The organism is Blautia sp. 210820-DFI.6.14 (assembly GCF_020558815.1).
In the GTDB taxonomy this organism is placed as follows: Bacteria; Bacillota; Clostridia; order Lachnospirales; family Lachnospiraceae; genus Blautia_A; species Blautia_A obeum.
In genome coordinates this window covers 40621-52890 of record NZ_JAJCKS010000001.1, presented here as the reverse complement: position 1 = coordinate 52890, position 12270 = coordinate 40621, and the positions used below count along the sequence as shown (strand labels likewise).

General features: G+C 42.4%; 9 protein-coding genes. All 9 read left to right on the top strand.

Going from position 1 to position 12270, the window contains the following annotated elements; all coding sequences use genetic code 11:
• The first annotated feature begins 39 nt into the window (after nucleotides 1-39).
• The 9 genes from xylB (at nucleotide 40) to LI112_RS00180 (ending at nucleotide 12263) form a co-directional block, all read left to right on the top strand.
• Entirely contained in the window at nucleotides 40-1554 is a 1515-nt protein-coding gene (gene xylB, locus LI112_RS00220) for a xylulokinase (protein ID WP_227190056.1), read from the top strand.
• A 48-nt stretch (nucleotides 1555-1602) separates the two neighbouring features.
• The gene (locus tag LI112_RS00215) at nucleotides 1603-2655 is read left to right on the top strand and encodes a galactitol-1-phosphate 5-dehydrogenase (protein ID WP_118012194.1); all 1053 of its coding nucleotides are present in this window, start codon (nucleotides 1603-1605) and stop codon (nucleotides 2653-2655) included.
• A 1-nt stretch (nucleotide 2656) separates the two neighbouring features.
• Nucleotides 2657-3598, top strand: a complete 942-nt coding sequence (gene pfkB / locus LI112_RS00210) for a 1-phosphofructokinase (RefSeq protein ID WP_144368907.1) — start codon at nucleotides 2657-2659, stop codon at nucleotides 3596-3598.
• A 12-nt stretch (nucleotides 3599-3610) separates the two neighbouring features.
• Entirely contained in the window at nucleotides 3611-4612 is a 1002-nt protein-coding gene (locus LI112_RS00205; protein ID WP_055065766.1) for an aldo/keto reductase, read from the top strand.
• A 556-nt stretch (nucleotides 4613-5168) separates the two neighbouring features.
• Nucleotides 5169-6788: a response regulator gene (locus LI112_RS00200; RefSeq protein ID WP_227190055.1), complete on the top strand. Its 1620-nt coding sequence runs from the start codon at nucleotides 5169-5171 to the stop codon at nucleotides 6786-6788.
• Nucleotides 6785-8572: a sensor histidine kinase gene (locus LI112_RS00195; RefSeq protein WP_195968072.1), complete on the top strand. Its 1788-nt coding sequence runs from the start codon at nucleotides 6785-6787 to the stop codon at nucleotides 8570-8572. Before LI112_RS00200 ends, LI112_RS00195 begins: the two co-directional genes overlap by 4 nt.
• Nucleotides 8569-9561, top strand: a complete 993-nt coding sequence (locus tag LI112_RS00190; protein WP_227190054.1) for a substrate-binding domain-containing protein — start codon at nucleotides 8569-8571, stop codon at nucleotides 9559-9561. The genes LI112_RS00195 and LI112_RS00190 overlap by 4 nt, the downstream gene beginning before the upstream one ends.
• Nucleotides 9562-9753: 192 nt before the next feature.
• Nucleotides 9754-10731 (top strand): ABC transporter permease, encoded by a 978-nt coding sequence (locus LI112_RS00185; protein ID WP_227190053.1) that lies wholly within the window; start codon nucleotides 9754-9756, stop codon nucleotides 10729-10731.
• A 20-nt stretch (nucleotides 10732-10751) separates the two neighbouring features.
• Nucleotides 10752-12263: a sugar ABC transporter ATP-binding protein gene (locus LI112_RS00180; RefSeq protein ID WP_227190052.1), complete on the top strand. Its 1512-nt coding sequence runs from the start codon at nucleotides 10752-10754 to the stop codon at nucleotides 12261-12263.
• The last annotated feature ends 7 nt before the right edge of the window (nucleotides 12264-12270 follow it).

Here is a 12270-nt window from a genome sequence, read left to right as displayed (position 1 = left end):
GAAGAAAATCCGGATATTTCGGAAAATGGGAGCAGCAAAATGAAAAAATCATATTTACTTGGAATTGACATCGGAACAAGTGCCTGTAAGGTTGCTGTATTTGACAGAGAAGGCAGAGTCCTTGCAGCTGCAAATGGTGCTTATCCGGTATATTATCCGCATGAGGGATGGGCGGAGCAGAATCCTGAAGAATGGTGGAGCGCAGTCTGCCAGGCAACAGAGGAAACGATACAGAAAGCCGGAATCGCACCAGAAGAAATCGCCGGAGTGGGAATTGACGGACAGAGCTGGTCGGCAATCGCAATAGATCGGGAAGGAAAAGTCCTTACCAATACTCCGATCTGGATGGACACCAGAGCACAGTCTGTTTGTGACAGACTGAATCAGGAGATTGGAGCTGATGAGATTTTTAAGATATCAGGAAATTCCCTTCAGCCATCTTATTCTACAGCAAAGATCATCTGGTACAGGGAAAATCAGCCGGAGGTTTATAAAAAAATATACAAGATCCTTCAGTCGAACAGCTACATTGCATTTAAACTGACAGATGCGATCACGCAGGATGTTTCTCAGGGATATGGACTGCATTGCTTTGATATGAAAAAAGGATGCTGGGATGAAGAGATGTGTGAACAGCTTGGAATTCCGATGGGATTCCTTCCGGAAATATGTGACTGTGATCATGTGGTAGGCACTGTCACCGCGAAGGCAGCAGCAGAGTGTGGACTTGCCGAGGGAACACCGGTTGTTGCCGGTGGACTTGATGCTGCATGCGGAACGCTTGGAGCTGGTGTGATCCATACAGGAGAAACACAGGAACAGGGAGGACAGGCCGGGGGAATGAGCATTTGTACAGATGAGTACAAAGCTGATCCAAGGTTGATCCTCAGTTATCATGTTGTTCCGGGCAAGTGGCTCCTTCAGGGAGGAACTACCGGAGGCGGTGGAGTCATGCGCTGGTTTGAACATGAATTTGCAGACTATGAGCGTATGATGAAAGAAGAGACAGGAGCTTCATCACTGGATCAGCTTAATGAAATCGCAGAAAAAGTAGCCCCGGGATGTGATGGAATGGTATTTCTTCCATATATGTCCGGAGAGCGCTCACCAATCTGGAATCCGTATGCAAAAGGTGTTTTCTACGGCCTGGATTTTGCCAAGACCAAGGGACATATGGTGCGTGCCTGCATGGAAGGAGTGGCTCTTTCCCTGAGACATAACCTGGAAGTTGCAGAGGAAGCCGGAGCGGAGGCAGAAGTTCTGAGAGCTATGGGTGGATCTGCGAATTCTTTACTCTGGACACAGATTAAATCCGATATCACAGGTAAACCGATCGTTGTTCCGGCATCTGATACGGCTACGACACTTGGAGCAGCAATCCTTGCAGGCGTAGGAGTTGGATTCTATAAGGATTATGATGAGGCAGTTTCACTTACTGTCAAAGAAACCCGCCGTCATGAACCGAGTCCGGAGAACAAAGCAGTTTATGATAAGACTTATCAGACTTATCTTGAACTCTATAAGTCCCTGGCCCATATGATGACCGCGAAATAAAAGCTGGGAGGGCGTTTCCCTCCTTTATGAAAGGAGAAAATATATATTATGAAAGCAGCAGTAGTAGTTGCAAATGAAGACGTACAGTATCAGGAAGTCGAAGAACCAAAAGTAACCAAAGGAACTGTAAAAATCAAAGTCAGATACTCGGGTATCTGTGGTTCTGACATTCCTCGTGTTCTCAATCACGGAGTTCATTTTTATCCAATTGTTCTGGGACATGAATTTTCCGGTGATGTGGTAGAAGTTGGCGAAGGCGTAACCAAAGTCAAAGTTGGGGATCGTGTATCCGGTGCTCCACTTCTTCCATGCATGAAATGTGACGATTGTCAGCAGGGCAACTTCTCACTCTGTAAACATTACAGCTTTATTGGATCCAGACAGCAGGGCAGCAATGCAGATTATGTTGTAGTTCCGGAGCAGAATGCAGTACCATTTGATAAGACAGTTCCATATGAACAGGGCGCTATGTTTGAGCCTGCAACAGTAGCAATCCACGGTGTATTCCAGAATGATTATCATGGTGGCGAATATGTTGCAATCCTTGGTGGTGGTACAGTCGGAATGTTTACTATGCAGTGGACAAAGATCTTCGGTTCCAAAAAAGTTGTTGTATTCGATATCAGTGATGAACGTCTTGCACTTGCAAAACGTCTTGGTGCAGATGAAGTCATCAATACAAAAGAAGAAGGATATATGGAAAAAGCCATGGATATCACAGGCGGAAAAGGATATGGTTTCGTATTTGAGACAGCCGGACAGGTTCCGACCATGCATATGGCATTTGAACTGGCTGCAAACAAAGCTCATGTATGCTTTATCGGAACACCGCATGAGAATCTGACCTTTACACCAAAACAGTGGGAAAATATGAACCGTAAAGAGTTCAAACTGACAGGTTCATGGATGTCTTACAGTGCACCATTCCCGGGACGTGAATGGGATCTGACAGCACATTACTTTGCAACCGGTCAGCTGAAATTTGATCCGGGCTTCATTTATAAGAAAATCCCGATGAGTCAGGCACAGGAAGCATTCCAGTTATTTAAGACACCAGGACTTGTAAAAGGTAAGATCCTGTTATCAAACGAGGAAGAATAAAATGATACTGACAGTAACATTAAATGCTGCAATCGATAAACGATATGTAGTTGATGATTTTAAAGCAGGTGAAGTAAACCGTGTCCGGGAATGTTCTTACGTTCCCGGAGGCAAAGGTCTTAATGTATCCAAGCCGGCATCTATTTATGGTGCGGAAGTCGTAGCAACCGGATTTGTAGGTGGCCACGCAGGAAATTATATTGAAGATGCTCTGAAACCGTTTGGAATCAAAGGTGAGTTTTATCATGTAGATGCGGAAAGCAGATCCTGCATCAATATATGGGATGAAGTGAATCATGTACAGACAGAATTTCTGGAACCGGGATTTACGTTGACTGAAGAAGATTTCCGGGGATTTGAAAAAAAATTTACAGAGCTGGTTAAGGATGCAGATGTTGTTTCCATGTCCGGAAGTGTACCGAAGGGGCTTGATGGAACTGCATATCAGAGACTGGTCAAAATCGTAAAAGAAGCTGGCAAACCGGTGATCCTTGATACCAGTGGCAAACTTCTTGAAATGGGGATCGAAGCATGTCCGACACTGATCAAACCAAACATTGATGAGATCCGTATGCTGACAGGCAAACACTGTGATGACATTCAGGATATCATTGATGCAGCTAAGACAATCCATGCAAACGGAGTGGAGATCGTAGCAGTTTCCCTTGGTGCAGATGGTTCTCTGGCTGTTGGTGAAGAAGGCATCTTCCGTGCAATCGTTCCGAAAATTGATGCCGTAAATACCGTAGGATGCGGTGATTCCATGATCGCAGGTTTTGCACTTGGATTAAGCGAGGGCCTTTCTCTGGAAGAAACTTTAAGAAGAGCAAGTGCAATCTCAGCCGCTGCGGCAATGCGTGAAGAAACGGGATTTTTTGTAATGGAAGATATGGAAAAACTGCTTCCACAGATTGTTGTACAAAAACTATATAATACAATTTAGGAGGAAACAAAAATGGCAGAATTTATTGATCCGGCAATCGTGCCGAAGGTAACACTTCCGTCAGGAGAAAAAGTTCCATGTATGGGTATGGGAACCTTTGGTTCTGACAGAGTAAGCGCTGAAGATGTTTCAGCAGCAGTTGCAGGTGCAATCCGCAGCGGATATCGTATGTTTGACTGTGCAGCATGCTACGGAAATGAACATCAGATAGGTGAGGTTTTCAAAACAGCTTTTGATGAAGGTGTTGTAGAAAGAAAAGATCTTTTTATCATGACAAAAGTATGGAATGACATGCACAGAAAGGTCGAAGAAGCCTGCACAAAGAGTATTCAGGATCTTCAGTGCGATTATGTAGATCTGTATTTCATTCACTGGCCATTCCCGAACTATCATGCACCATTCTGTGATGTAGATTCCAGAAATCCAGATTCCAGACCATTCAGCGTAGAAGAATTCATGGATACATATCGTCAGTGTGAAGAACTGGTAGAAAAAGGAAAAATCCGTTATATTGGTATTTCCAATATGACCATCCCGAAACTGGAAGCGGTTCTTCCTTTAATGAAAATCAAACCGGCAGCCTGTGAACTGGAACTTCATCCATGCTTCCAGCAGCAGGAACAGTATGATTATCTTGTTGCTCATAATATCCAGCCGGTAGGCTATATGCCACTCGGTTCACCGAGAAGACCGGAAAGAGATATCTGTCCGGAAGATGTTGCGGATATGCAGACACCGGAAATGCAGGAAATTGCCAAAGCACACGGTGTTCATCCTGCACTGATCGCTCTGAAATGGGCTCATCAGAGAGGTGAGATTTCTATTCCATTCTCTGTACATAATTATGTAAGTAATCTGAAGTGTGTGACAGAAGATCCGTTGACAGAAGAAGAAATGGCCAAGATTGGAACACTGGAAAGAGGAAACCGTCTGGTTAAAGGCCAGGTATTCCTGTGGGAAGGTGCAAAGGATTGGCATGATCTGTGGGATGAAGAGGGATTTATTGTTAAGTAAGGAAACTGCCCTTAGCCCCGTCAATCATTTTGACAATTGAAAAATTTTGCGAGGGGAGGGCGCTCATAGTTGCGAAGGCCGCTCTCCCCTCGCACACCCCACCGGGTTATGCCTGTGTGGGGCTTTTTATTGGAAAAATATCAGTTTTTGAATTGTAGATGGCTGAGATTAAAGCAAGTATTAAACAAGTCCATGAAATAACGGGTCGTGAATGACCTGTAAAAGAGTAAGTACTGAACGGATCAACAAAAATAGCCGAGTTTGGGTGGCTTGGAAGTAAATAAGCATGATAAAGGTCAGTGAAGTGCCGGAAATTGGGATGATTTCACTATGATTTCCACAGTCCAGTGGGTGGACAGAGATACTTCTACTCACACCCACGTACCGATGATACATAGTGCAATACCACTTAGTATTACTCCCATTTCACCCACGTGTCTGTGAAAATAACTACACAAATTCTTCAAATCATGTTACAATAAAATACTGACAAAAAATAGTCAGACTTAGTCTGACATGATAAGGCACGTGAATTTAAAGATGGGGGAGTAAATACATGTATCGAATATTACTGGTGGATGACGAGATCCTCGTCCGTGATGCCATTAAAGAGAACATTGACTGGGGTGCAATCGACTGTGAACTCGTAGGCGACTGCGAAAATGGAAAACAGGCAGCTGAATTTGTAAAAGAACACCCGGTGGATATTGTACTGACGGATATATTGATGCCATATATGGATGGAATGGAACTGAGCAGTTTTTTGCATGATAATTATCCGGAAATTGTAATTGTGATTTTTAGCGGGTTCGGAGAATTTGAATATGCAAAAAAGGCAATTAAGTATGGAGTAAGTGAATATCTGCTAAAGCCGGTGACAGCGACAGAACTTACCGAAGTAATTGAAAAAATGAAGGAAAAAGTGGAACAACAGCGTCTTGAAAAAACTAAAATGGATGTATTGGCCCAAAATTCGGAAAAGTACCGTAAAAATAAGCAGATGATCCGGTCAAAAAATATAGAAGCGCTTGTAAATTGTACGACGGATGTGAATGCGAGCATTGAACGTCTTGAGGATATGGGAATTGATATTTCAGCAGCAGCCTATCGTGTTGCACTGTTCGATATAGATCTATATTCGGGAATGTATCAGCTGGATACAGAAAAACAACAGGAAAGTGCACTGATGGCGTTTGTGTTGTTTAATATCAGTGATGAGATCGTAACCAGGGAAAATGCAGGAATTGCCTATCAGGAGGGCAGCAATCGTGTATGTATTCTTTTCCGGGAAAACTGGAGCCGTAATTTTACTGTCAAAACAAAAGAAATCTGTCTGGAGATTCAGCAAAAGACCAAAGAAGTTATGGGCTTTGATGTCTCTATGGGAATTGGTAAGTGGGTAAAAAAGCCGGAAGAACTGATCCAGTCGCATGATATGGCAGAACGGACGTTACAGTATCGATATCTGCTTGGCGGAAACCTTTTTATCGACATGGAAGAACAACATCCGGTGCAGGAAATTGCGATTGATGAGAACCTGTCTGAACTGAAAGAAGCAATGAAAACCGGACAGAAAGAACAGGTGGATCAGATCCTTTACGATATTGAAACTGCAATTCGTCAGGCACTTATGGAAAAGAGCCGTGCATGTATGTATCTGCAGCAGGTTATCCGAACTATGGACAACGCGTGCGAAGACGTATCGGCAGATATGGACAGAATCAGGGAAGGCAGAGATGAATTGCTGCGTCAGGTAACCGACCAGAAGTTTTTTGAAGATGCATGCAAAGTCGTACAGAAACATACAGACAGAATTTTTGCAATTCTGTCAGAGATGAATACCTCCAGCAGTGAAAGACAGGCCCGACTGGCGATTGACTACATACAGAAGAATTATATGGAGCCGGATCTCAGCCTGAACAGTATCTGTTCTTATTTAAATATCAGTACCAGTTACTTCAGCACGATCTTTAAAGATGAAACAGGAGAAACATTCACAGAGGCTTTGATTCGAACCAGAATGGAGAAAGCAAAAGAACTCCTTGAAAATACAACAATGAAGAACTATGAGATTGCGGAAAAAGTTGGTTTTTCAGATCCTCATTATTTTGGAATCTCATTTAAAAAGATGACGGGATATACACCTACAGAATATGCAAGGGAGAAGCGTAAATGAAAAAGAAAAATCTTTCAGCGTGGTTTATTGGAAGATTCAACAGCATACAGAGTGTTATTTTTGCTACAGTGGCGGTACTGATTCTCAGTGCCGTTGTTGTCGTTACGGGCGTTTCTATGCGATTTACAAATACCTCAATTTTTGAAAATTCTTCCGAATATACGCATACGATCATTCAGCAGATGAATCAGAACATCGATTCTTATATTGATTATATGGAAAATATTGCTTATCTGATATCAAGTAATGAAGATGTGCAGGACTATCTGTTTGCAGATGAAGTTGACAGTGAGGGCCGCTATCGTATCCTGAATCAGTTTCAGACGATACTGGACAGCCGTAGTGATATACGTAATGTTGGGATTATAAGTAAAAATGGCAGGATGCTGATCAATGATGGAAGTAAATCTGTGAATAGAGATCTTGATCTGAATACACAGGAATGGTACACAAAAGCATTAAAAAGTCCTGAGGCGCCGACGCTGACATCTTCACATGTGCAGCATATCATCAGCGGAGAGAGACCTTGGGTGATTACTTTGAGCAGAGGAATTCGAAACCGCGATGGAAGTGGTGAAAAAGAGGGGGTTTTCTTCATTGATCTGAATTACAGTGCAATCAGCGAATTATGTGACCAGAGTACCGTTGGAACAAAAGGATATGCATTTATTGTAGATGCCAAAGGAAATATTGTGTATCATCCACAACAGCAGCAGCTGTACAATGAGCTGCAGACGGAAAATATCAGTCTGATCATGAATACGGACGAAGATACAGTTCTGACAGGAACTACTAATAATGGGAAACTTTATTCAATCTCCCGGTCAGATAAAACAGGGTGGACAGTAGTAGATTGTACCAGTGTGAGAGAACTTTTAAGCAAAAGCCGCCAGGCTCAGAGTGTTTATGTGCTGACAGCTATTGTACTGGTTATTATAGCACTTCTTTTTTCAAGATTCATGGCAAGAAGTATTACACTTCCGATTCAGAAACTTCGAGATTCCATGAAAAAAGTACAGGAAGGAGATTTCGGTGTTTCGGATGTTGTGGTAGATTCAAAAAATGAAATCGGAAGTCTGACAAAATCGTTTGATGTCATGACGCATAAGATTCAGGAACTGATGGAACAGAATGTCCATGAACAGGAAGAGAAACGAAAGAGCGAGCTGAAAGCACTGCAATCACAGATTAATCCACATTTTCTGTATAATACGCTGGATTCTATCATATGGATGGCAGAAGGAAAAAAGAATAAAGAAGTTGTCCTGATGACCGCTTCACTGGCAAGATTACTTCGCCAGAGTATCAGTAATGAGGACGAAGTTGTACCGATAGCGAAAGAAGTGGAGTATGCAAGAGGATATCTGACGATCCAGAAAATGCGTTATAAAGACAAACTGGAGTTCCAGATAGACGTAGATTCTTCTATATTATATATACCACTGATCAAACTGGTTTTGCAGCCAATCATAGAAAATGCCATTTATCATGGACTTAAGTACAAGGAGAGCAAAGGACTTCTTATTGTAAAAGGTTTTATGAAAGATGGGAATGCAGTGCTTCAGGTGATTGATGATGGTGTTGGAATGGACGAAGAAACACTTGCACATATTTATGATAAACATAAAGTTAATTATCACTCTAATGGCGTGGGTGTGTATAATGTACAGAAGCGACTGAAACTGTACTATGGTGATGATTATGGAATTACCTATGAGAGCGAAAAAGGAAAAGGAACTACTGCAACGATTACGATTCCGGGAAGACAGGAGGGGCAGTTATGAAAAAACAGAAAAAATGGCTGAGTATCTTTCTGGTAGTCTGTCTGATTGGTGGAATCGGATGTGGCATCTGGTATCACCAGAAAAGAATTGATGGGCGTAGGCTTTCACTTGTGTATATTCCAAAGGTCGTAGACAAGACAAATGATTTCTGGAAGGCACTGATCCTTGGAACCAGAATGGCAGCACAGGAGTATAATGCAGTGATTGAAATCAAGGCACCATCCGAGGAAAATGACGTGGAACGCCAGAATGCACTTTTAAAGGAAGCAATCGAAGAAAATCCAGATGCGATCCTGATATCACCATCCAGTTTTACAGAATCCAACAAACTGTTGGACGAAGCGAAAGAAAAAGGAATCAAGATCAGCTTTATTGATTCTTATACGGAAGAACCGGTACAGGATCTGACGGTTGCAACGGACAATCTGGAAGCAGGAGAGAAACTCGGTAAATTTGCGGCATCACTTCTCGGACCGGATGATCAGATTGCGATCGTGGCCCATGTGAAGGGTGTATCTACCGCAGTGGAGAGAGAAGAGGGATTCCGCAAAGGACTCGGAGATCTGGCAGACAATATTGTCGATGTTGTTTACTGTGATTCCCAATATGAGAAATCCCGCAAGCTGACATTGGAATTGATGGATAAATATCCGGATCTCAAGATGGTAGCCGGGATGAATGAATATTCTTCTGTCGGTGCGGCACGTGCGGTAAAATCAGCCGGAGCCAAAGAGAGAATCCAGGTGGTCGGTATCGACAGCTCCCAGGAGGCAGTACAGCTGATGGAAAATGGAGTCTTCAAAGGTCTTGTTGTCCAGAAAGCATTTAAGATGGGGTATATGGGTGTGAAGGAGACAGTCCTTATGCTTCGTGGCAAGAGCTATGAAAAAGATGTAAATTCCGGCTGTGAACTGGTGACTCCCGAAAATATGTACAACAGTGAGATCGAGAAACTGCTGTTTCCGTTCAATACGCTCAAACTTTCCTGATGATTTTGTGAACAGAAAGGTTAAAAAAAGAATATAATAGTGAAAAAACTCTAAAAAAGGTTAAATATTTATGGACGAACCGTAAATATTTAACCTTTTTTTGTAAGATATTCCATTACAATTGTTCAGAATTAACGTTATTATATAGAAAACGCAAGAGATGTGTATAAAACTTTTAAGGAGGGTGAAACATTGGAAAAGCTGAAACAAAATCCAATAATCAAAAAACTCGGCCTGAACAGAATCTTACTTGTATGTATTCTTGTTCTGATGTTCGCAGTTTTTAAGTTAGTGCTGGGAAATAAATTCCCTGTTGGAGACAGCATCAAGTCCACTTTAAACTATGTATACTTCTTGGGATTCTTGTCACTGGGAGTTACGTTCGTAATTGCAACCGGAGGAATCGATTTCTCCATCGGACCGGTTATGTTCTGTTGTGCACTGGTATCCGGTTACTGTATGACATCTTATGGTGTTCCATGTGCAGCAGCAATGGTTATCTGCGTTCTGATCGGTCTTGCATTCGGTATCTTCAATGGATGGCTGGTATCTTATTTGTCCGTTCCAGCGTTCATCGTATCCATGGCTTCCATGAATATCGCAAAAGGTATCGCTTCTGTATTTACAAAAACACAGTCTGTAAGCTGGCCGCTGAGCACTGACCCGAAAAACGGATGGTTCCGTAGCATCGTATCAGTTAATGGATTCCCGGTAGGTCTGGTGATCTTCCTTGGAATGGCAATTGTATGTGGTATCGTTCTTTACAACACAAAACCAGGACGTTACATCCTTTGCCTTGGATCCAACAGTGAAGCAGTTAGACTTTCTGGTGTAGATACCAAGAAATGGAACATGCTCGCATATGTAATCTGTGGAGTCCTTGTTGGAATCGGAGCACTTTTCTTTGTAGCAACATATACAACCGTTCAGCCAGGTTATGGCGATCAGTACAACAACGAAGCAATCGCTGGTTGTGTAATGGGTGGTACATCCATGGTTGGTGGACTTGCTTCCATCGGCGGTACTGTAATCGGTGTATTTATTATCTCTCTTCTGCAGCAGGGAATCATGGCATTCGGCCTTGGTAAAGGACAGCAGATGATCATCACAGGTATCATCGTTATCGTAGCTGTATATGCCGACGTTTCTGCAAGACGTAGAAAGAACTGATCGAAAGGGAGGATGAAACAATGGGTGACGTTATTTTAACAATGAAGGATATTGATAAGTCCTTTCCTGGAGTTCATGCCCTGGATCACGTTAACTTCGAAGTGAGACGCGGTGAAGTACATGCACTTATGGGAGAGAACGGTGCTGGTAAATCAACACTTATGAAAGTTCTTACCGGTATTTATCAGAAAGATTCCGGATCTATTACATACAAAGGCCAGGAAGTTGCTTTCCACAACACTCGTGAAGCACAGGATAATGGTGTTGTAATTGTACATCAGGAATTAAATATGGTCGGTGACCTTACAGTTGCACAGAACATCTTTATCGGACGTGAGCCGAAGAAAGGTATCCGTGTAGATGACAAGAAGATGATTGAAGATTCCAAGAAATTATTCCAGGATCTGAACATCGACATCGACCCGAGAGAAAAGATGAGCAACCTTACTGTTGGTAAACAGCAGATGTGTGAAATTGCAAAAGCTATTTCCCACAAAGCAGAAGTTATCATCTTTGATGAGCCGTCAGCAGCTCTTACAGAAAAAGAAATCGCTGACCTGTTTGTAATTATTCGTGATCTTCGTGAGAAGAATCTCGGTATCGTATATATTTCACATCGTATGGATGAGATCAAGGTTATCACAGACCGTGTAACAGTCATGCGAGATGGTGGATATGTAGGAACACTGATCACAAAAGACAGTACAAAAGAAGACATCATCAACATGATGGTTGGTCGTGTTATTTATGAAGATCCTAAGGAACACAGCATGGTTGCTCCGGATGCACCGGTTGTTCTTAAAGTAGAACATCTGAACGCTGGTAAGATGGTTCAGGATGTAAGCTTTGAACTTCGTAAAGGTGAAATCCTTGGTTTCTCAGGACTTATGGGTGCAGGACGTACAGAGACTGCAAGAGCACTTTTTGGAGCAGACCCGAAACAGAGTGGAAAGATCTCCATTATGGACAAGAGCGGTCAGCTTAGAGAAGTTACAATCAACAGCCCACAGGATGCTGTTAAATATGGTATCGGTTATCTGTCAGAGGACAGAAGAAGATATGGTGTTGTCGTTCAGAAATCTGTTAACGAAAACACAACACTGGCAACAATGGAAGAGTTCACAAATGGAATCTTCATCAATAAGGCAAAAGAAAAAGAAGTCAGCGAAAGATATGTTAAAGAGCTGGCAACTAAGACACCAAGCGGTGATCAGCTGGTAGTTAACCTTTCCGGTGGTAACCAGCAGAAAGTCGTTATTGCGAAATGGCTTACCCGCGACAGTGACATCCTGATTTTCGACGAACCTACAAGAGGTATCGACGTTGGTGCCAAGAACGAAATTTACAAGTTAATGAGTAAACTGGCAGCAGAAGGAAAATCAATCATCATGATTTCTTCTGAAATGACAGAAATTCTCCGTCTGAGTGACCGTATCATCGTTATGTGCGAAGGTAAAGTAACTGGAAATATTGATATTTCCGAAGCTACACAGGAACACATCATGGATAAGGCTACAAGAAATATCGATTAAGGAGGAT

Bases quoted from the DNA above. Each gene is read 5' to 3' on its own strand.
- xylB (WP_227190056.1), top strand. From the start codon at position 40: ATGAAAAAATCATATTTACTTGGAATTGACATCGGAACAAGTGCCTGT.
- pfkB (WP_144368907.1), top strand. From the start codon at position 2,657: ATGATACTGACAGTAACATTAAATGCTGCAATCGATAAACGATATGTA.
- LI112_RS00195 (WP_195968072.1), top strand. From the start codon at position 6,785: ATGAAAAAGAAAAATCTTTCAGCGTGGTTTATTGGAAGATTCAACAGC.
- LI112_RS00215 (WP_118012194.1), top strand. From the start codon at position 1,603: ATGAAAGCAGCAGTAGTAGTTGCAAATGAAGACGTACAGTATCAGGAA.
- LI112_RS00180 (WP_227190052.1), top strand. From the start codon at position 10,752: ATGGGTGACGTTATTTTAACAATGAAGGATATTGATAAGTCCTTTCCT.
- LI112_RS00190 (WP_227190054.1), top strand. From the start codon at position 8,569: ATGAAAAAACAGAAAAAATGGCTGAGTATCTTTCTGGTAGTCTGTCTG.
- LI112_RS00205 (WP_055065766.1), top strand. From the start codon at position 3,611: ATGGCAGAATTTATTGATCCGGCAATCGTGCCGAAGGTAACACTTCCG.
- LI112_RS00200 (WP_227190055.1), top strand. From the start codon at position 5,169: ATGTATCGAATATTACTGGTGGATGACGAGATCCTCGTCCGTGATGCC.